Origin of the sequence: Arenibaculum pallidiluteum, from assembly GCF_017355985.1 — a bacterium.
Classification (GTDB): Bacteria; Pseudomonadota; Alphaproteobacteria; order Azospirillales; family Azospirillaceae; genus Arenibaculum; species Arenibaculum pallidiluteum.
The window spans coordinates 357,681-377,763 of the sequence record NZ_JAFIQU010000005.1; the positions used below are offsets into that span (position 1 = coordinate 357,681).

Consider the following 20,083-nt stretch of genomic DNA (forward strand, 5'->3'; position numbering starts at 1 on the left):
CGGGGCGCGCCCGGTCCGGCTGCGCGGGCGCCGTCAGGCGCCCGCTGGCTGCGGCAGGCTGGCGAGCGTCAGGCGCAGCCCCTCCTCGATGCGGGTCTCGGCGCGGATGCCGAAAGCCGCCGTCGCGCGCGCGGGATCCCCGTAGGAGATGCGGATGTCCCCGGCACGGGCCTCCGCATGCACCAGCGGCGCGCCGGATCCGGCAAGGCGCCGGATCACCTGGGCGAGCTCCAGGATCGTGGTCGGGCGCCCCGTGCAGACATTGTAGACCGCGGCCCCGCTGCTGCAGGAATCCATCCCCGCTGCGAGGTGCCGCACCACGTCGCCGACATAGACGAAGTCGCGGGTCTGCCCGCCGTCGCCGTCGATGCGCAGCGGCTGGCCCGTGGCGGCGCGGTCCGCGAAGATGGCGATCACGCCGGAATAGGGCGATTTCGGGTCCTGGCCGGGACCATAGACGTTGAAGAAGCGGAAGCCGACCGAGGGCACGCCGTGCACTGTCCAGGCCACCCGGGCGTGCTGCTCGCAGCCGAGCTTGTCGGCGCCGTAGGCCGAGAGCGGCCGGGTCTCGGCGGTCTCGGACAGCGGAACGGCGGGATTGTCGCCCAGGACCGCCGCGGAGGAGGCGTAGACGACCGGCCGGGCGCGCCCGTCGCCGCGCGCCCTGGCGGTGTCGAGCACGGCGATGGTGCCGGTCAGATTGGTCCGGTGGGTGCCCAGCCAATCCTCGTTGCCGCGCTGCACCGATGCGACCGCGGCCAGGTGGAAGCAGCCGTCGACCCCTTCCATGGCGCGCGCGACGAGCTGCGCGTCGGCCACGTCGCCGACCAGCAGCTCGGCGCGGGGATCCAGGTTCTCGCGCCGTCCCGTCGACAGGTCGTCGAGCACGCGCACCGCGTCGCCGCGGGCGAGGAGGAAATCGACGAGATGCGAGCCGATGAAGCCGCAGCCTCCGGTCACGAGCCAAGTGCGCAAGCCGCTCTCCCAAATTCCGGGCGCCGATACGTGGGCGCCTGGGTCAGGATCCTTCCGCCGGACGGGCAGGGCGGCAATCCACTCTTTCGTGGAAACCCGCCCATGTTACGGCGTCCTGAAAGACAAAAGGCCGCCCCGGTCTCCCGGGGCGGCCTTGGTCTCGACGCTCAGGCGTGTCAGGCGGCCTTGCCGGCGGCAGCCACGATCTCGTCCGCCACGTTCCGGGGAACCGGATCGTAGTGCGAGAACTCCATGCTGTAGGAGCCGCGGCCCGAGGTCATGCCACGCAGGTGGCCGATGTAGCCGAACATCTCCGACAGCGGCACATGGGCCTCGATGGCGATGTTGGTGCCACGCTCGAGCTGGCCCAGGATCGTGCCGCGGCGGCGGTTCAGGTCGCCGATGATGTCGCCGAGATAATCCTCGGGGGCGACCACCTCGACCTTCATCACGGGCTCGAGCAGGACCGGGCCGGCCTTGCGGATGGCCTCGCGGAAGCAGGCACGGGCGGCGATCTCGAAGGTCAGCGCGTTCGAGTCCACCTCGTGGTACTTGCCGTCGATCAGGCGGGCGCGGAAGTCCACCGTCGGATAGCCGGCGAGGACACCCTCCTCCTTCTGCATCTCGAGGCCCTTGCCCACGGACGGGATGTACTCGCGCGGCACGGAGCCGCCGACGATCTCGTCCTTGAACTCGAAGCCCTCGCCGCGCTCGCGCGGCTCGAAGATGATCTTGACCTCGGCGTACTGTCCCGAGCCACCCGTCTGCTTCTTGTGCGTGTAGGTGTACTCGATCTGGTTCGTGAAGGTCTCGCGATAGGCCACCTGCGGGCGGCCCATGTTGCCCTCGACGCCGAACTCCGTGCGCATGCGGTCCAGCGTCACCTCGAGGTGAAGCTCGCCCATGCCGCGCAGGATGGTCTGGCCGGTCTCGCGATCGGTCTCGAGGCGCAGCGACGGGTCCGCGCGGACCATCTTGCCGAGCGCGATCGAGAACTTCTCCTGGTCGCTCTTGTTCTTGGGCTCGACGGAGACGCTGATCACGGGCTCGGGGAAGCGCATGCGCTCGAGGATCACGGGCTTGGTCGGATCGCACAGCGTGTCGCCGGTGTCGGTCTCCGACAGGTTCACGAAGGCGACGATGTCGCCCGCGCGGGCCTCTTCCAGCGGGTTGGCTTCCTTGGCGAACATCTCGACGATGCGGCCGACCTTCTCGCGCTTGCCGCGCGTGGAGTTCAGCAGCGACGCGCCCTTCGTCACCACGCCGGAATAGACGCGGCAGAAGGTCAGCGTGCCGTAGACGTCGTTGATGACCTTGAAGGCGAGCGCCGCGAAGGGCTCGTCGTCCGAGCTCTTGCGGGTGCCGACGGGGTTGCCGTCCTGGTCGACGACGGCGATGTCCTCGACCTCGGTCGGGGCCGGCAGGTACCAGACGACGGCGTCCAGGAGCTGCTGCACGCCCTTGTTCTTGTACGAGGAGCCGCACAGGACCGGATTGAACACGGCCTTCACGGTGCCGCGGCGCAGGCACTCGCGCAGCGTGTCGGCATCGGGCTCGGCGCCGGTGTCGAGGTAGGCCTCCATGGCCGCCTCGTCCATCTCCAGGCAGGTCTCGACCAGCTCCTGGCGATAGGTCGGGATGGCCTTCAGGATCTCGATGTCCTCATGGACGTCGATCTTCAGCTTGGAGATGATCTCGTCGCCGTTGGCGTCCCAGATCTCCCACTTGGAGTCCTTCTCGTCCGAGAACCAGACATAGGCCTTCATCTCGACGAGGTCGACCATGCCGCGGAAGTTGTCTTCCGAGCCGATCGGGAGCTGGATGGCGACCGGACGCGAGTTCAGGCGCGTCTTGATCATGTTGAAGCAGCGCAGGAAGTTCGCGCCGCTGCGGTCCATCTTGTTGACGTAGCAGAGGCGCGGAACTTTGTAGTTGTCCGCAAGGCGCCAGTTCGTCTCGGACTGCGGCTCCACGCCGGCCACGCCGTCGAACACCACGACCGCACCGTCGAGCACGCGCAGCGACCGGTTCACCTCGATCGTGAAGTCGACGTGACCCGGGGTGTCGATCACGTTGATCTTCTTGCCGTTCCACGTGGCGGAGACAGCGGCGGACTGGATCGTGATCCCGCGCTTCTGCTCCTGCTCCATGTAGTCGGTCGTGGTCGACGACTTCAGGTCCTTCGTGTCGTGGACGTCCACGATCGTGTGCTTGCGGCCCGTGTAGTACAGGATCCGCTCCGTCGTGGTGGTCTTACCCGCGTCGACGTGGGCGATGATGCCGATGTTCCGAACGTCGGAAAGCGGAGTGGTGCGGGGCATGCAAGGCTCCGAGTGTGAATGCCGCTGGCGACAAAAAAGATTGGGCGTGGGCGCAGCCTTATGCCTGCCGTCCCGCGCGCAGTCAACTTCCGTCTGATGAAAGTACGGTTAATGGCGCCCTTGCAGGGCTGAGCCTTCCCGACCTTTCGTGCGCGAATAAGTAGCCACCGCGGGCGCGAAATCAAGGGGCTTCGAGAACGGCCGCGCAGGCGGCCGGAGGTTCGGGCCGCCTGGGGGGCTTCGGCGTCGCCGCGGCGGGGGGCGGCGGCTCGAACCAGGACATCAGCTCGCTGCCGCATCCGTCGCCGGCCGGTGGCGGCTCCTGGTCCCTGCATTCCGGTTGCCCGGCGGGGCAGTTGAGGCGCACGTGGAAATGGGCCTCGTGGCCGAACCACGGCCGGACCAGCCGCAGCCATTCGCGGTCAAGGTCGTGCCGCTCGCACAGGGCGAGCTTGATGGCCGGGCTCACGAAGATCCTGTTCACGCGCGGGTCCCTGGCAGCAAGCCGGACCAGCTCGGCCTGAGCCTCGGTCCACCGGGTCGGGTCGACGCGCTTGGTCGCGCCGTCGACCATGGAGGCGAGCTCCAGCCCCTCGCGCGCCTCGCGGGGCAGGGGAGGCACGTCCAGCTCGAACCAGACATCGACGTCGAGCCCGTTCTGATGGCTGGCATGCCCCCAGGGCATGGGTCCGCCCCGAGCCTGCCCGATATCCCCGATCTGCAGGGTTCCCAGGTTCCGCGCCTTCGCGCGGGCTGCAAGGCTGCGGATGTAGTCGACGGTCGTCGGATGCCCGTAATGGCGCGAGCGCGAGAGGCGGATGGCCTGGTATCCCTCGCCCTCGGGCGGAAGGGACTGCGCCCCCGCGATGCATCCGTTCGCGGGCGTGCCGATCACGCGCACCGGCCCGGCGGATGGTGTGCGGACCGTCTGCCAGCTCTGGGGCAGTGTCCCCGTGCCTGCAAGCGTGCCCGCTGCCATGCCCGCCGTCAGGAGCGCCGCCAGCGCCGTGGCGCCCACCGTCCATGCCTTCATCGATCGTCCTCCGCCGGGATCCGGTGATCCTGCCGGAAACCTGGTTAACCCTTCCTTCCCGGAACGGCGGGGCGCGCCGGGTCCTGGGTCCAGTGGGACATGGAGCCGTCGTAGAGGCGGACGTCCTTGCGCCCGGACACCTCGCTGAGCGCGAACCAGGTGACGGCGGCGGAATGGCCGGTATTGCAGAAGGTGATGATCCCGCCGGGCTGCTCGGTCACGTCGCCGGGCTCGACGCGGAAGGCGTTCTCGGCGAACAGGCGCTCGGCGTCGAGCTGCACGGCGCCCGGCAGCGTCCCGGCGGCGCGGGCGGCCGGGCTCTTCGCCTCGCCGAGGAACTGCGCATCGCCCCGCGCGTCCACGAGGCGCGTGTCGCCGCGGGCGACCGCGGCCTCGACCTCGGCGGCCGTCGCGCGCAGCTCGGGGCGCAGGGTCACGGAGAAGCGCGCCGGCGCCGGCGCCGGCGCGTCGCCCGCCTGGACCGGCCGGGCGGCGGGGCCGGAGGTCCAGCCGGCATGGCCACCCTCCAGGATCGAGACGCGGTCATGGCCGAGGACCTTGAAGGTCCAATAGATCCGCGCCGCGTTCCCAAAGTCGCCGGCATTCTGGCCCTCGGGCACCAGGACGACCAGCGCGTCGTTGCCGATGCCCAGCGCGCCGATCATGGAGGCGAGGGCGCCGGGGTCCGGCAGCATGCCTGGCGCGCCCTCGGAGGTCGCGCGCCAGCCGGCATAGTCCGAGTGCAGCGCACCCGGTACGTGGCCGAGCCGGTACCGCTCGATGGGGCGGACGTCCAGGATGACGAGGCCGGGCGTGCCGAGATGACCCTGCAGCCAGGCGGCGGCGGCGAGGGGGCCGGGCCAGGGAAGGGCGGAAACGGAGGTCATGGCGGCTCCTTCTGACGGGTTGCCCGGGCGGGGTGCCTGAACGGGTTGCCTGGACGGATCGTGCTGCGGCGGCCCGCAGATTGGTCCGAAGCGGCGACGGGCTTCAAGCGCCATCGCGGGGGAGCCGGCCGCCAATTGCCTCTTGCCCGGCGCGGGCGTCTCGGCTCTGGATAGCGCCCGCACCCGCCGGCCCCCGGCGGGATCCTTCTTTCCGAGGGTTCCGTTGCTTCGCCAGATCGCCTCCGTCGGCGGGCTGACCATGCTCAGCCGCGTGCTCGGTTTCGCCAGGGACGTGCTGACGGCGGCCCTGCTGGGCGCCGGCCCCGTCGCCGACGCTTTCTTCGTGGCCTTCCGGCTGCCGAACCATTTCCGCGCGCTCTTCGCCGAGGGCGCCTTCAACGCGGCCTTCGTGCCGCTGTTCTCGGGGATCCTGGTCCAGGACGGGCGCGAGGCCGCGCGTCTCTTCGCCGAGCGGCTGATGGCGCTGATGGTGGTGATCCAGCTCGTCCTGCTGACGGTGATGCTGGCGATCATGCCTTGGTTCATGCGGGTCTTCGCGCCGGGCTTCGTGGACGAGCCGGAGAAGTTCCAGCTTGCGGTCGTGCTGACCTCCATCACCTTTCCGTACCTGCTGTTCATCACCCTGATGTCGCAGCTCGGCGCCATGATGAACGCGCTGGGCCGCTTCGCCGCCGCCGCCGCGGCGCCGATCCTGCTGAACCTGTGCCTGATCCTGGGCCTCGTCGGGCTGCGTCCCTTCGTGCCCGATGCGGGCCACGCCCTGGCCTGGGGCGTGCTGGCCGCGGGCGTCGTGCAGTTCCTGTATCTCGCCTGGGATGCCGGGCGGGCCGGCATGGCCCCGCGGCTTCGGATGCCACGGGTGACGCCCGAGGTGCGCCGCTTCTTGGCGGTGCTCGGGCCGGCGGCGCTTGGCGCGGGCGTCACCCAGATCAGCCTGTTCTTCGACACGCTGATCGCATCCTGGCTGCCCACGGGCGCGGTCTCCTACCTCTACTATGCGGACCGGCTGAACCAGCTCCCCCTCGGCGTGATCGGCGTCGCCGTCGGGACCGTGCTGCTGCCGCAGCTCTCCCGCCAGCTCAAGTCCGGGGACGCCGCGGGGGCAGCCGACAGCCAGAACCGTGCGATCGAGTACACGCTGGTCCTGACGCTACCCGCGCTGGCGGGATTCCTGGCGGTCTCCTTCCCCCTGATCGACGGCCTCTTCCGCCGCGGCGCCTTCACCGCGGCCGATGCCGAGGCGACGGCCGCGGTGCTGCGGGCCTATGCGCTGGGCCTTCCCGCCTTCGTGCTGCTGAAGTCGCTGGTGTCCGGCTTCTACGCCCGCCAGGACACGGCGACCCCCGTGAAGGTCGCGGTGGCGGCCGTCGCGGTGAACCTGCTGCTGAAGATCGCCCTGATGGGCCCGCTCGGCCCGGTGGGGCTCGCCCTCGGCACCTCGGTCGGGGCCTGGGTCAATTGCGGCCTGCTGGCCTTCGTCCTGCACCGCCGCGGGCATCTCGTGCTCGACGCGCGGTTGCGCCGGCGCCTGCCTCGCATGCTGGCGGCGGCGGCGGGGACGGCCGTCGCCCTGGTCGTGGCCGACCGCCTCCTCGCGCCCTTCGGGGCCCGCGGCGACCTCCAGGGTCTGGTCTCGCTCTCGGTCCTGCTGGCAACCGGCGCGTTGTCCTATGGCGGGCTCGCCTTCGGGCTCGGCCTCGTCTCGCGCCAGGAGATCGCCGGGCTGCGGCGCCGCCGCTGAGTCCGGCTCATTCGCATAAAATTATAGACATTCCTTTACAAAGCGGGAACTGATCACCGGTCCCTCCGGGCATAGCGTTTCCTCGACCCGCATCCCCGTGGCGCGGAGAGGAACCATGAACCGACCGACCCGGACCGCATCCAGCCCCAGCAGCGACCGCGCCGGCGCCTTGCGCACGCTCAAGGCGCTGCTGCGGGCCGAGGATGGAAGCGCCGCCAGCGTCACCGCGCTCGCGATCGTCCCCGTGCTGGCCGCCCTCGGCCTCGCGGTCGATCTCGGCAGCGCCTATGCCGTCAAGGCGCGCCTGCTGAAGTCTGTGGACGCCGCGGGGCTGGCGGCCGCGCAGGTCATGACCACCGGGTCCGCGGAGACCGAGGCATCCCGGCTCTTCGCCGAGAACTATCCCGAGGGCTTCCTGGGCACCCGGGTCGCGGCGTTCAACGCCGTCCCCGACCTGATGGAGGAGACGGTGACGGTCGCCGCGACCGTCGAGATGCCGACCCGGATCATGTCGGTCTTCGGCTACGACAATCTGACCATCGGCGCCGAGAGCACCGTGCAGCGCTCGACCCGCGGGGCCGAGATCGCGCTGGTGATGGACAACACGGGCTCCATGCGCTCCGACGGGAAGATGGACGCCATGAAGGCCTCCGCCCGCGAACTCGTCGACGTGCTCTACGGCAGCAATGCCACCCTGGACCATCTCTGGGTCAGCGTCGTCCCCTATGTCGCCTCGGTGAACATCGGGCCGGCCCGGACGGGCTGGCTGAAGCCCGGCGACCGGGCGTTCACCGCCTCGGCCTGGGGGACCTCGCGCTGGAAGGGCTGCGTCGAGGCGCGCAAGAACGGCCTCGACGAGACGGACGCGCCGCCCTCGTCCGGCCTCTTCACGAGCTACTATTACGCCTCGGCCGTCGACAATGCCTGGCCCAGCATCGACGAGCGCAACAGCGCGCAGAACAACGGGCGCGGGCCCAATCTCGGCTGCGGTCCGGCGATCACGCCGCTCACCAACGAGAAGGCACGGCTGATCGCGGCCATCGACGAGATGCAGCCCTGGCATCGCGGCGGGACGACGGGCAATCTCGGCCTGTCCTGGGGCTGGCGCACGATCTCGCCGCGATGGCAGGGGCTCTGGGGTGGCAGCACGCCCGCGACCATGCCGCTGGCCTACCATACGCCGCAGATGGACAAGGTGATCGTCCTGCTGACCGACGGGACGAACCAGTTCTTCGACTGGACCGACCATGGCCCCAACAAGGGGGTGGGGCCGCGCGGCTCCGATTACACGGCCTACGGGCGGCTCGAGGATTTCGGCTACAGCAATCTCGATGCCGCCCGGCGTGAGATCGACCGCCGGATGCTGCGCACCTGCGGCGCAGCGAAGCAGCAGGGGATCCAGATCTACACGATCACCTTCGGCGACGTGCCGGATCATGACACGCAGGAGCTCTACCGGGCCTGCGCGACCACGCCGTCCTTCTATTTCCATGCGCCGGACCGCCTCGGCCTCGCCCAGGCCTTCCGGCGTGTCGGGCAGATCATGAGCAATCTGAGGATCGTCCGATGATCCGCGCATTCCTGAAGCGCAGGGATGGCGTTACGGCCGTCGAGTTCGCCTCGGTCCTGCCGCCCCTGGTGACGCTGATCGCGGCAGCGATCGAGTTCGGCGTCTCGCTCTTCCTGAACGCCGCGATCGAATACGCCGTAATGGATGCCTCGCGGTTCGGCAGCACCGGCGCCGAGAACCAGGGCGACCGCACCACCGTGATCACCGACACCGTGGTCGCCGGCACCTTCGGCCTGATCCCGCGCGAGAAGATCGAGGTCGCCATGCGCTCCTACTCGCGCGTGCAGGACTACGCCCGCAGCGAGGATTTCACCGACGGGAACGGCAATGGCGCCTTCGACGCCGGCGAAGCCTTCAACGACGAGAACCGGAACGGCGTGTGGGACGCCGACCTGAGCGTGCCCGGCCCGGGGAAGGGCCGGAACCTAGTGGTCTACGAGGTCACCTACGAATGGGGCTTCCTGACGCCGGTCATGCAGCGGATCGCAAATCATGAAATCACGAGAGTTCAGGTCGCGGTCGAGAACGAGCCGTTCTGAGCACCGCAACGGGCTCCTGGCGCGCTTCGCCCGGGAAGGCACGGGCTCGGCGACCGCCGAGTTCGCGATCTCGGCCGTCGTGCTCGCCGGGCTGATCGCCGGCGCGGTGGACCTGGCGCGCTACGTGCTTTTCCACCAGCGCGTCTACCATGCCGCCAATTATCTGGCGGATCTCGGCTCGCGCGACGAGGCGGTCTCCCGGTCCGAGATGGACGCGGTCTTCCGGACGCTTCCGGTCGAGATGGCCCCCTTCGACATCCTGTCCACCGTCTCGGCCGAGGTGTCGGGACTCGTCGACCAGCAGGACGGCGCGCCGGAACTCGCCTGGAAGGCGAGCTGGTCACCCGCCCAGGCGCCGACCTACCAGGTGCCCAGGCCCGCTCCCGACGAGGACATGCTCGTGAGCGCGCGTGTCGTGGCCCGGTTCGAGCCGCTGATGGGCGTGCTCGGGACCACGACGGTGTCGCATTCTGCGGTCTACAGGCCGCGTTTCGGGACGGTCGACTTCATCCAGTAGCGCCGCCGCCGCCGGAGGATGTGCCACTGCCGGCGGCCACTGCCCGGAAGCGGCCCGCGGCGCGCCGATTAGAATCAATTTTCGCCAAAGCCTATTTTTGTCACAACAACGTCTTTACAGACTCTCTGAGGAGGTAGTTCTAGGTTGAAGGTGCAGGCGCAGAAGAAATAGCGCCGACCGGTACAAATGGAGAAGAGCATGATCGCCAAGATGAAGTCCTTCGTCGCCGACGAGTCCGGCGCAACCGCCATCGAATACGGCCTGATCGCGGCCCTCATCTCGGTTGCTGCAATTCTTGCGATGCAGACCATGGGCACCAGCCTCAGCGGCATCTTCGGCACGGTCTCAACCAAGCTGACAGGGGCGTCGTCTGGCGCCGGGACCGGTGGGACGGGTGGCACCGGCGGCACCGGCGGCACCGGCGGCTAATAACCCAGGGCGCTCGCCCCCGCCTGCCGAAGACGGGCCGGCCACGGCCGGCCCGTCACGCCCCTGAGGGTGGTCCTCGCGAACCAGCCCCCCGTTTGGAGGGACGCACCCATGACGACCGATCTCATCGGACACGCGCCGATGCTGCTGTGCCTCGGCCTTCTGGCCGGCGCGGCGCTTTCCGATCTCACCTCCTACACGATCCCGAACCGCCTGGTCGCGGGCATCGTGGCTCTCTACCCCTTCCATCTCGCTCTCGGTGCCGGCGCTCCGTCCTGGGGCGCGCCCGTCGCCGCGCTGGCCGTTCTGGCCGCGGGTTTCGGGCTTTTCGCCTGGGGCAAGATGGGAGCCGGCGACGTGAAGCTCGCCGCCGCGGCGGTGCTCTGGATCGGTGCGGCCGACACGGCGGCCTTCCTGGTCGTGACCGCACTGGCGGGCGGCGCCCTCTCGGTGCTCTTCGCCGGACCGTACCGTTTCCCGCTCGCCCGGGTCGCGCTGTCCGTCGGCGTCAGCCGGCTGCATGACGGCCTGATCGCGCGCGATCTCCCCTACGGCGTAGCCATCGCCGCCGGCGCCTTCGCGGCCCTGGCGCCGCGCCTGCCCGGGTGAGGCCGCCATGCGGAACCTCGTCCTCGTGCTGGCTGCGGCGGGCGTCGCGGCCGGAACCGCCATGCTGGCCCGCGACTGGCTTGCCGAGCAGCAGCGCGCCGCCATCGCCGCCGTCCGCCAGCCGGCGCGCGTCGAGGCGCAGACCGTTATGGTCCTCGTTGCAAGGCAGGACCTGAAGCCCGGCCAGTTCGTCCGGGCCGAGCAGCTCCGCTGGCAGGCTTGGCCGACGGATGCGGTCACCGCCGCCTACGCGGTCCAGGGCAAGCGCTCGGAGGCGGATTTCGTCGGCGCCGTCGCCCGCACCCCCGTCTATGCCGGCGAGCCCGTCTCGGAGGCGCGCTTCGTGAAGCCCGGCGACCGCGGCTTCCTGGCGGCGGTCCTGGGCCCCGAGATGCGGGCGGTCACCGTCCCGATCACGGCGACCTCGGGCAATGCCGGCTTCGTCTTCCCCGGGGATCGCGTGGACCTGGTCCTGACCGGCCGCATGACCAGTAGCGACGGGCAGGGGCCGCAGTTCGCGGCGACCGTCCTCGAAAGCGTGCGCGTCCTGGCCATCGACCAGCGCCTTGCCGCCCAGGGCGGCGACCCGACCGTCGGACGCACGGCGACGCTCGAGGTCACGGCCAGGATGGCCGAGACGGTGTCCCTGGCCCTTGCCGTCGGGAACCTGTCCCTGAGCCTGCGGGGCCTCGGCGCGGAAACCGGCACCGAAGGCGCGCCGGTCGCTCCGCCGAACGGGCCGGTCCCGATCATCGAGCGCGACCTGTACGGGCCACTCCTGGTCGCGGGGCCGCCCGCTGCGCCCGCCGGCGAGGCCGAGCCTCCCCGCCGGCCGGCCGTCACGATCCTCCGCGGCGCGCAGGCGTCCGAGGTCCAGTTCTGAAAGCCCCCGCATGGGGCAAGGAGTTCCGATGCGCCCGTCCCGCATCCTCGCCGCCGGCCTCATGGTGCTGTTGGCGCTCGCCGGCGCCGCGCCAGTGGCCGAGGCGGCCCCTGTATCGCTTCAAGTCGGCAAGGGCCAGGTGATCCGGCTTTCTCGGCCGGCAGCGACCGTCTTCGTGGCAGAGCCCGCCATCGCGGACGTCCAGGTCAAGAGCCCCGGCCTGATCTACGTCTTCGGCAAGAGCGTCGGCCAGACGACGCTGATCGCCGCCGACGAGGCCGACGGGATCCTCCTGGAGGCCGCGGTCGACGTCAGCCACGACCTCGCCCGGCTGGACGCGTCGGTGCGCCGTCTCCTGCCCGAACGCGACATCCGCGTCTCCTCCGAGGGCGGGGCGATCCTGGTCGAGGGAGCCGTCACGTCGCCCACCGAGGCCGAGGACCTGCGCAAGCTCGTCAGCAGCGTCGCCGGAAACGACACCCAGGTCCTGAACCGCGTCCGCATCACGGCGCCCACCCAAGTGAACCTGCGCGTCCGGGTCGCCGAGATGAGCCGGAACGTCACCAAGGAGCTTGGCTTCCGGCTCGCCGGCAGCGGCAGCCTCGGCGACAACCTGGGGCTCGCCTTCGCGACGGCGAACCCGTTCTCCGGGACGGCGCTCGGCTCCGTCGGCGCGGCGTTCCGTGGGGGCTTCGACCTGAACGGCATCATCGACGCGCTGGAGCAGGACCAGCTCGTCAAGCTGCTGGCCGAGCCGAACCTGACCGCCATGTCTGGCCAGACCGCGAGCTTCCTTGCCGGCGGCGAGTTCCCGATCGCCTTTCCCGTCGACCGCGACCGTGTCGCGATCGAGTTCAAGGAGTTCGGCGTTTCTCTGGCCTTCACGCCGACGGTCCTCTCGGACGGCCGCATCAACCTGCATGTCCGGCCCGAGGTCAGCGAGCTCAGCCAGCGCGGCGCGGTCGAGGTCAGCGGCTTCTCGATCCCGGCGCTGACCTCGCGGCGGGCCGAGACGACGGTGGAGGTCGCAAGCGGGCAGAGCTTCGCGATCGCGGGGCTCCTGCGCTCTGACTCAGACCAGAACGTCGCCAAGTTCCCGGGCCTCGGAGACCTGCCGGTCCTCGGCGCACTGTTCCGGTCCAGCCAATTCCAGCGCAACGAGACCGAGCTGGTGATCATCGTGACGCCCTATGCCGTCGCGCCGGTCTCCGGGCGCCTCGCCGCGCCCACCGACGGTGTCCTGCCGCCGCACGACGTCGAGCGGCTGCTCTTCGGCGCGCAGTGGCGGGACCAGAACCCGCGCCGTGCCGGTCTGCGCGGTCTTGCCGGCCCCGTCGGCTTCGAGCTCCGGTAGGGAGGGACCCATGACGCCGCTCAAGACCCCGCTGCTCGGCATGGTCCTGGTGCTGTCCTGCGCAGTGCTGCCGGGCTGCGCCGGCGAGCGCCGGCCCCCGGCGCCCGAATATCTCGCTGGCCACCCCGACGCACGGCTGGTGGCGGTCGCGCATTCCGTGTCCTTCCCGGCCGGCTCCGACCGGCCGACGCCGGCCGAGGTCGCGCGACTGGACGCCTTCCTCGACGGGATCGCCCTGGCGCCGGGAGACCATGTCCACCTCGTGCAGGGAAGCGACGATGGACTTGCCGGACGGCGCAAAGCGGCGCTGGAGCGGCAGCTCCGCGCGCTCGGACTCGCTGCCGAGCCGGCGCGCCGGGACTTCGGCCTCGCGGTTTCGCCCGCCCAGGTGGCCGTGGTGGTGGAGCGTGCCTCGGTGGAGCTGCCGCGATGCGGGCTCTTCCCGTCGAGCCGCGTGGACTCCGGCGCCAACCTGCCGCACGAGGATTTCGGCTGCGCCACGGCGCGCAACCTCGCGCTCCAGGTCGTCGATCCGCGCGACCTCGTCGTCGGGGGGGCGCTGGCGCCGGCCGACGGCACGCTGGCCGCCAAGGCCGTCGCCGACTACCGCGCGGACAAGACCAAGCCGCTGCCGAGCGCAGCGCGCGCCGTCGCCGCCCAGGCCGGCGACAAGAGCAAGTAGGGGAGGCGGCGATGGATGGCATCATGGACCTTCGCGCCACGTCGCTCGATCTCGGGCGCGGGGAGCGTCTGCCCTGCGCCGCCTTTCTTTCGGAATCCGCCAGCGCGGCCGTGGCCGGACGGGCCATGGCCGCGCGCGGATGGCCCGTGGCGGCGGCTGAGGGGGGCCTCGATGCCGCCGCCACGGCGCTTTCCTCCGGCAGGACGCCTGCGGTCCTGCTGCTCGATCTCGACGGCGTCGCGGAGCCGCTGGCCGCGCTGGAGCGGCTCGCCGACCTCTGCGAGCCGGGAACGCGCGTGATCGCGGTCGGCTCGGCCAACGACGTCGCCCTGTTCCGCAGCCTCCTGGCGGCGGGCATCGACGACTACCTCACCAAGCCGCTGGCCGAGCCCGCGCTCGCCGAGGCGCTTCGGCGCGCTTCCGAGCGCCCGGCGCCCGCGGCGGCGCCCGTGCCGGCTGCCGACGCGGCGGGACGGGCGGTCGTGGTCGTCGGGGTGCGCGGCGGCGTCGGCGCCAGCAGCCTGGCCGCCAGCCTCGCCGCCTTGCGGGCGGGCGAAGGGCGGCCCACGGTCCTTGTGGATCTCGATCTCCAGTTCGGCGCCGCGGCCCTCGCCTTTGACGTGGAGCCCGGGCGCGGTCTGCTGGAGGCGCTGGCGAACCCGGAGCGGGTCGACGAGCTGTTCCTCCAGCGCGCCGCGGTTAAGCTCCCCGACGGGCTCAGCATCCTGTGCGCCGAGGAGGGGCCGGAGCGCCGGCTTCCCGCGCGCCAGGAAGGCACGGCCCTGGTGATGGAGCGGCTGCGCGCCGGCTTCGAGACGCTGATCCTCGACCTGCCGCGCTGGACCGTCGCCGATCTGCCGCCCCTGGACGCGCGGGACCAGGTCGTGCTCGTGACGGACTACACGCTCCGGGGCCTGCGCGACTGCGTGCGCCTCGCACGGCATTTCCGCGGCTTGGCTTCGGCGCCGCAAATCCTGGTCGTCGCGTCGCCGGTCGGCGACCCCGCGCGCACCGAGGTCGCCCGCGCCGATGTCGAGAAGGCTGTCGGCGTCCCGGTTTCGGTCGAGATGCCGTTCGATCCCAAGCTCTTCACCGCCGCTGGGCGAAACGGCAGGCCGGCCTTCGCCGCGGGGCCGCGCTCCGGTACCGCGGCGGCGGTCCGGCGGCTCGGTGCGCTGCTCTTCCCCGGGACGGCGCCGCCGGTCCCGCTCTGGCGGCGCGTTCTCGCGCGGGGGCGGTGAGGCATGTTCGGGCGCCGCACCAGTCCGCTCGCGATCGCGGCCGCGCCGCAGGGGGCGGCCGCGACGGATGCCGAGGCTGCCTTCCGGCAGGCGGCGCCGGTCGTCGAGGCGCGGCTCTCGGCGGGCGCCCGCGGCACGCCGCGCGCGCGCCTCGCCTCGGCCTGCGGCGAGATCGCCGCCGATCTGCTGGGCGAGGCTTGGCGGGAGCTGGGGGCGATGGGCCAGCGTGACCTGGTCACCCGCCTCGTCAACCACGCCATCGAGCACGCGCCCGAGGCCGCCGACCAGCCCGAGCCACCCTCGCCGGTGGCATCGGCCAAGGAGCGCGTCCAGCCGCTGCTGATCAAGCGCATGAACCTGGCCGTCGCGGTCGAGCTCCCGCGCGAGGAGCTCGCGCGCCAGGTCGCGGACGTCGTGTCCGAAATCGTCGCCGAGGAGAAGCTGCAGCTCAACCATGCCGAGCAGGGTGCGCTCGTCACGCTGCTGCTGGACGAGATGCTCGGGCTTGGTCCGCTGGAGCCGCTCCTGGCCGACGAGACCATCACCGACATCATGGTGAACGGACCGCGCCAGGTCTATGTCGAGCGGAAAGGCAAGCTGGAGCTGACCGGCGTCGCCTTCCGGGACGACGCCCACCTGATGAACGTCTGCACGCGCATCGTCTCGCGCGTCGGGCGCAGGGTCGATGAATCCGTCCCCCTGTGCGATGCGCGCCTGCCCGACGGCAGCCGCGTGAACATCATCATCCCGCCGCTCGCCATCGACGGGCCCTCGATCTCGATCCGGAAGTTCTCCAAGAAGAAGATCACGCTGGAGGTGATGGAGCGGCAGGCCAACCTGTCGCCCGCCATGGCCGACGTGCTCCGGATCGCGTCCCGCGCGCGCATGAACATCCTGGTCTCCGGCGGAACCGGATCGGGCAAGACGACGCTGCTGAACGCGCTCTCGCGCATGATCGACACCGGCGAGCGGGTGGTCACCATCGAGGACGCGGCCGAGCTGCAGCTCCAGCAGCCGCATGTGGTGCGCCTGGAGACCAGGCCGCCCAACCTCGAAGGGGAAGGCGAGATCACCCAGCGCGAGCTCGTGAAGAACGCGCTGCGCATGCGCCCGGACCGCATCATCCTCGGCGAGATCCGCGGCGGCGAGGCCATGGACATGCTCCAGGCCATGAACACCGGCCATGACGGGTCCATGGGCACGATCCACGCCAACAACCCGCGCGAGGCGCTGACCCGGCTCGAGAACATGGTGGCCATGACCGGCGTGAAGCTGCCCTCGGAGGCGGTGCGCGCCCAGATCGCGGCCGCCGTCCACATGATCGTCCAGGTCAGCCGCATGCGCGACGGCGTGCGCCGCATCACGCGGATCACCGAGGTCGTCGGGCGCGAGGGCGAAGTGATCACCACGCAGGACCTGTTCTGGTACGAGTACGCGGGCGAGGGGGCGGACGGGAAGCTGCTCGGCAGCTTCCGGAGCTCGGGGCTGCGCCCCGTGCTGATGGAGCGCGCCGAGTATTACGGCCTTGGCCGCGCCCTGGCGGAGGCGATGAAGGAATGAGCCCGCAGGCCCTCTCGCTCCTGGTGCCGACGCTGACGGTCTTCGCCGGCGCCTTCGTCGCGGCCCTGTGCCTCGCCTTCGCCGCGCGCGAGCAGGGCGACCGGCGTTTCCGCCGCAGGCTCGGGCGGGCGGCCGGGACCGCCGCCGCAGCGCGGCCGGAGGCCAGCATCCGCATCGCCCAGGGGGGCGGGCGCTGGGGCTGGGCGGACCGGCTGGCACAGCGCCTGCTGCCGCAGCCTCAGGCGCTGCGCGCGCGGCTGGCGCGGACCGGCCGGCGCATCCCCCTGGGCCTCTATCTGCTTGGCTGCGCGCTCGCGGGCGCCGCCGCGGCAGGCGTTGCCATGGCGGCAGGGCTGCGCGGCGTGCCGGTGGCCGTCGCCGCCGCAATCGGCGCGCTGTGGCTTCCCAAGCTCGTCTGCGATTTCATGATCGCGCGCTACGCCAAGCGCTTCCTGACGCTCTTCCCCGACGCCATCGACCTGATCGTGCGCGGGCTGCGGTCGGGCCTGCCGGTCGGCGAGCAGCTCGCCGTCGTCGGATCGGAGATGGCAGATCCCGTTGGGCTGGAGTTCCGGCGCATGGCCCATGCCGTGAAGTTCGGCCAGACGCTCGAGGCCGCGCTCTGGGAGACCGCCGAGCGGATCGCGATCCCCGACTTCAAGTTCTTCGTGGTCAGCCTCGCGGTCCAGCGCGAGACCGGCGGCAACCTCGCCGAGACGCTCGGCAACCTCTCGGACATCCTGCGCCGCCGCAAGCAGATGCGGCTGAAGATCAAGGCGCTGGCCTCCGAGGCGACGGCAAGCGCCCTGATCCTGGGCGCGCTGCCCTTCCTGGTGTTCCTGCTGCTGCTCGTCCTGAACTACGACTATGCCCGCATGCTGTTCGAGGACCCGCGCGGGCAGGCCTTGGCGGTCGCCGGAATGTCGCTCCAGGCCTTCGGCGTCTTCGTGATGACCAGAATGATCCGGTTCGAGATATGAGCGGCATCGAACTCCTCGGCTTCGACGCCATCGAGATCCTGTCCGCGCTGGCCGCGGTCTCCGCGGCGCTCGTCACCATGGTCCTCGGCAGCCTGCTCCTTGGCCGGACGCCAAGGGCGCGCATGCGCCGCGTCGTCGAAGCGCGCGGGGGCGCCCCGGCCGGGCGGGGGGAACGGGCGGCCCTGGCCCGCCGCTTCTGGCGGGGGCTGTCCGGCTGGTCGGCGCTGAAGGGCGCGCTGGACGCCCGGCTGCGGGAGCGGCTGGACCAGGCGGGCCTGCGCGGGGCCGAGGCGGCGAATGCCTATATCCTCGCGAAGGTCGCGGCGCCGCTCGCGGGTGGCGGCCTGATGATGCTCTGCGCCCCGGCGCTCGGCCTATCCGGCAAGGGCTTCGTGCCGGACCTGCTGGTGGCGCTGCTCGGTGTCATGGCCGGCTTCTACGGGCCGGACATCTATCTCGCGAACGGGGCGATCAAGCGGCGCGACGCGCTGCAGAAGGGCGTGCCCGACGCTCTCGACCTCATGGTGATCTGCGCCGAGGCCGGCAGCAGTCTCGATGCCGCGATCCAGCGCGTCGCGCGCGAGATCGGCGCCAGCTATCCCGAGCTCGGCCAGGAGCTCGGCACGACGGCGGCGGAGCTCGGCTTTCTCCCGGACCGGCGCATGGCGCTGGAGAACCTCGTGCGCAGGACCGGCCTTCCGGCGCTGCGCAGCGTCGTTGCGACCCTTCAGCAGGCCGAGAAGTACGGCACGCCCCTGGGGCAGAGCCTGCGCGTGCTCGCCAACGAGTACCGCAACGAGCGCATGCTGAAGGCCGAGGCGAAGGCGGCGCGCCTGCCCGCGACGCTGACCGTCCCGCTGATCTGCTTCGTGATGCCGGCGCTGTTCGTGGTGCTGATCGGCCCCGCGATCATCCGCGCCATCGACCAGTTCACGAACACGAACTTCTGAGCCGGCCGGCGGCCGCGGCTCAGGAGGCCGGGCGAGCCTGCCGCAGGACCGCCGCCGCGCGGTCGGGGCCGGTCATGCGGCGGAGCTGCTCGTAGAAGGCGAGGTTGCGCTGGACCTCCGCCGGCTGCAGGTCGCGGCGCCCGATCTCGGCGGCGGCCTCCGTGCGTCCCGCCAGGCCATGCACCAGGGCTAGGTTCTGGCGTGCCCGCGCCGTCGCGAGCGGGGAGCGGACGAGCTGGTTCAGCAGCACCGTCGCCTCCTCGTACTCGCCGGCGAGCGCCAGGGACAGGCCTAGGTTGTTGGTCAGCGACGCGTCGCCGGGCTTGAGCCTGAGGGCGGCGCGGTACTGCTCCTGCGCCTCCTTGTGCCGGCCCTGGAGGTCGAGCGCGATGCCGAGCCCGCCGAGCGCGCGGGCATCCGTCGGGTCGGCGGCGGCGACGGTCCGGAACTCGTCGGCTGCCATGCCCGGTTGGTCCAGCGCGATCAGCGCGAAGCCGTGCCCGCGCCGCGCCTCGGCGTTGTCGGGCGCGAGACGCAGCGCCCGGGAATAGGCGTCGGCGGCGCCGCGCCCGTCCTCCATGGCCGCCAGCGTTCGGCCCAGGGCCAGCAGCGGGGGCAGGGCGGCGGGCTCGAGGGCGTGGGCGCGCTGGTAGAGCGCCGCGGCACCCGGGAGATCGCCTGCGGTCTCGGCCGCAGCGGCCATACGCATCACCGATTCCGGGCCGGCCGAGCGCGAGGCGGCCGGACGCGCCTCGGTCGTGGCCGATCCTGCGGAGGGCGCCGCGCCGTCCGCGGCGCAGGCCCCGAGCCCCAGGGCCAGGGCCAGGGCCAGGGTCGTGCGGCGCGGCGGGGCGGCGGTCGGGTAGGCTCGGCGCACGGCCGTGGTCCTCGAAGCGGTGATCAAGAATGTCGGGTTCGACGATGCATGGCCGCGATTTGCAAAGTCTTAACGGAACCGGCGGCAAGCATAGGTCGATTCAGCAGGTTTGCCATGTCCGAGCCGACGTCCCTGGAAGCCCCCGCGCGCCTGGTCCGCATCCTCGTCGTCGAGGACGAGGCGCCGCTGCGCGCGACGCTGGTGCGCTCGCTGCGTTTCGAAGGGTTCGAATGCGACGGTGCGAAGGACGGGCGTGAGGCGCTGGCCGCGGTTGCCGAGCAACTTCCCGACGTGATCGTGACTGACATCCGCATGCCGGTGATGGGGGGCGTCGAGCTGGTTGAGGCCCTGCGCGAGAATCCCGACACGCGCCTGATCCCGGTGATCATGTTGACCGCCGTGCCCGATCGGCCGACGCACCGCCGGTCCATGGAGCTCGGCGCCGACGACTACATCACCAAGCCGTTCGAGATTCCCGAGCTGCTGGGCGCCATAGCCGCGCAGCTCAGGCGTCGCCGCTGGCGGCTCGACAGCGAGGCTGCCGAGGACGGTCAGGACATCGTCGAGTTCGCCCACTGGCGCTACGACGTCGAGCGCCGCCTGCTGACCGCCACCGACGGCAGCGGGCTGGAGCGCCAGCTCACCTATTCCGAGGCGCGGCTGCTGAACGCGTTCCTGGAGCAGCCGGGACGCTCCATCGAGCGGCAGAGCCTGCTCGACCGTATGGGCAGGCCTGCAGCCTCTCCGCTCGACCGGTCGGTGGACGTCTTCGTGAACCACCTGCGCCAGAAGATCGAGCCCGACGTCCGGAATCCCGTCCTGCTGCGGACGGTCCGGAGCGTCGGCTACGTGCTCGACCTGCCGCGGGATCGCGTCCGGCGCTACGCCGCCGACCGCAGCCGCGGCTGAACGCG

At 71.2% G+C, this 20,083-nt stretch carries 19 protein-coding genes; 14 read left to right on the forward strand and 5 right to left on the reverse strand.

The window, feature by feature from the left end; all coding sequences use genetic code 11:
- Nucleotides 1-33: 33 nt before the first annotated feature.
- The 4 genes from JUB13_RS13670 to JUB13_RS13685 all read right to left on the reverse strand — a co-directional run bounded on the left by JUB13_RS13670 (nucleotide 34) and on the right by JUB13_RS13685 (nucleotide 5,216).
- Nucleotides 34-975 (reverse strand): NAD-dependent epimerase/dehydratase family protein, encoded by a 942-nt coding sequence (locus JUB13_RS13670; RefSeq protein ID WP_207479761.1) that lies wholly within the window; start codon nucleotides 973-975, stop codon nucleotides 34-36.
- A gap of 176 nt (nucleotides 976-1,151) precedes the next feature.
- Nucleotides 1,152-3,296, reverse strand: coding sequence for an elongation factor G (gene fusA, locus JUB13_RS13675; RefSeq protein ID WP_207479763.1), 2,145 nt, complete (start codon nucleotides 3,294-3,296; stop codon nucleotides 1,152-1,154).
- Nucleotides 3,297-3,477: 181 nt separating this feature from the next.
- Nucleotides 3,478-4,329: a penicillin-insensitive murein endopeptidase gene (mepA, locus tag JUB13_RS13680; RefSeq protein ID WP_207479764.1), complete on the reverse strand. Its 852-nt coding sequence runs from the start codon at nucleotides 4,327-4,329 to the stop codon at nucleotides 3,478-3,480.
- Nucleotides 4,330-4,373: 44 nt separating this feature from the next.
- On the reverse strand, nucleotides 4,374-5,216 hold the full coding sequence (locus JUB13_RS13685; protein WP_207479766.1) for a sulfurtransferase: 843 nt from the start codon (nucleotides 5,214-5,216) through the stop codon (nucleotides 4,374-4,376).
- A 223-nt stretch (nucleotides 5,217-5,439) separates the two neighbouring features.
- On the opposite strand from JUB13_RS13685, the gene murJ reads away from it, so the two are divergent.
- From murJ to JUB13_RS13750, 13 genes are all read left to right on the forward strand, one after another.
- Nucleotides 5,440-6,978 carry a murein biosynthesis integral membrane protein MurJ gene (gene murJ / locus JUB13_RS13690; protein WP_207479768.1) on the forward strand — a complete coding sequence of 513 codons (1,539 nt, stop codon included), beginning with the start codon at nucleotides 5,440-5,442 and terminating at the stop codon, nucleotides 6,976-6,978.
- Nucleotides 6,979-7,093: 115 nt separating this feature from the next.
- On the forward strand, nucleotides 7,094-8,548 hold the full coding sequence (locus JUB13_RS13695; RefSeq protein ID WP_207479770.1) for a TadE/TadG family type IV pilus assembly protein: 1,455 nt from the start codon (nucleotides 7,094-7,096) through the stop codon (nucleotides 8,546-8,548).
- Nucleotides 8,545-9,087, forward strand: a complete 543-nt coding sequence (locus JUB13_RS13700; RefSeq protein WP_207479772.1) for a TadE/TadG family type IV pilus assembly protein — start codon at nucleotides 8,545-8,547, stop codon at nucleotides 9,085-9,087. Before JUB13_RS13695 ends, JUB13_RS13700 begins: the two co-directional genes overlap by 4 nt.
- Nucleotides 9,041-9,604, forward strand: coding sequence for a TadE/TadG family type IV pilus assembly protein (locus JUB13_RS13705; RefSeq protein ID WP_207479774.1), 564 nt, complete (start codon nucleotides 9,041-9,043; stop codon nucleotides 9,602-9,604). The genes JUB13_RS13700 and JUB13_RS13705 overlap by 47 nt, the downstream gene beginning before the upstream one ends.
- A gap of 198 nt (nucleotides 9,605-9,802) precedes the next feature.
- Nucleotides 9,803-10,033, forward strand: coding sequence for a Flp family type IVb pilin (locus tag JUB13_RS13710; protein ID WP_207479776.1), 231 nt, complete (start codon nucleotides 9,803-9,805; stop codon nucleotides 10,031-10,033).
- 111 nt (nucleotides 10,034-10,144) lie between these two features.
- The gene (locus tag JUB13_RS13715) at nucleotides 10,145-10,642 is read left to right on the forward strand and encodes an A24 family peptidase (protein ID WP_207479777.1); all 498 of its coding nucleotides are present in this window, start codon (nucleotides 10,145-10,147) and stop codon (nucleotides 10,640-10,642) included.
- Between the two features lie 7 nt (nucleotides 10,643-10,649).
- A complete protein-coding gene (gene cpaB / locus JUB13_RS13720) occupies nucleotides 10,650-11,525 on the forward strand; it encodes a Flp pilus assembly protein CpaB (protein ID WP_207479779.1) in 876 nt (291 codons plus the stop codon).
- 28 nt (nucleotides 11,526-11,553) lie between these two features.
- The gene (locus tag JUB13_RS13725) at nucleotides 11,554-12,879 is read left to right on the forward strand and encodes a type II and III secretion system protein family protein (RefSeq protein ID WP_207479781.1); all 1,326 of its coding nucleotides are present in this window, start codon (nucleotides 11,554-11,556) and stop codon (nucleotides 12,877-12,879) included.
- Between the two features lie 10 nt (nucleotides 12,880-12,889).
- On the forward strand, nucleotides 12,890-13,561 hold the full coding sequence (locus JUB13_RS13730; protein WP_207479783.1) for a CpaD family pilus assembly lipoprotein: 672 nt from the start codon (nucleotides 12,890-12,892) through the stop codon (nucleotides 13,559-13,561).
- 11 nt (nucleotides 13,562-13,572) lie between these two features.
- Complete coding sequence (locus JUB13_RS13735) at nucleotides 13,573-14,802, forward strand: nucleotide-binding protein (protein WP_207479785.1); 1,230 nt, start codon at nucleotides 13,573-13,575, stop codon at nucleotides 14,800-14,802.
- 3 nt (nucleotides 14,803-14,805) lie between these two features.
- Nucleotides 14,806-16,362 carry a CpaF family protein gene (locus JUB13_RS13740; protein WP_236024928.1) on the forward strand — a complete coding sequence of 519 codons (1,557 nt, stop codon included), beginning with the start codon at nucleotides 14,806-14,808 and terminating at the stop codon, nucleotides 16,360-16,362.
- A complete protein-coding gene (locus tag JUB13_RS13745; RefSeq protein ID WP_207479787.1) occupies nucleotides 16,359-17,342 on the forward strand; it encodes a type II secretion system F family protein in 984 nt (327 codons plus the stop codon). The genes JUB13_RS13740 and JUB13_RS13745 overlap by 4 nt, the downstream gene beginning before the upstream one ends.
- Nucleotides 17,339-18,292, forward strand: coding sequence for a type II secretion system F family protein (locus tag JUB13_RS13750; protein WP_207479789.1), 954 nt, complete (start codon nucleotides 17,339-17,341; stop codon nucleotides 18,290-18,292). The genes JUB13_RS13745 and JUB13_RS13750 overlap by 4 nt, the downstream gene beginning before the upstream one ends.
- A 19-nt stretch (nucleotides 18,293-18,311) precedes the next feature.
- Here JUB13_RS13750 and JUB13_RS32035 read toward each other — a convergent pair whose 3' ends face one another.
- Entirely contained in the window at nucleotides 18,312-19,169 is an 858-nt protein-coding gene (locus JUB13_RS32035; protein WP_207479791.1) for a tetratricopeptide repeat protein, read from the reverse strand.
- A gap of 114 nt (nucleotides 19,170-19,283) precedes the next feature.
- Between JUB13_RS32035 and JUB13_RS13760 the strand changes: the two genes are divergently transcribed.
- Nucleotides 19,284-20,078, forward strand: a complete 795-nt coding sequence (locus JUB13_RS13760; protein ID WP_207479792.1) for a response regulator transcription factor — start codon at nucleotides 19,284-19,286, stop codon at nucleotides 20,076-20,078.
- Nucleotides 20,079-20,083 lie beyond the last annotated feature (5 nt).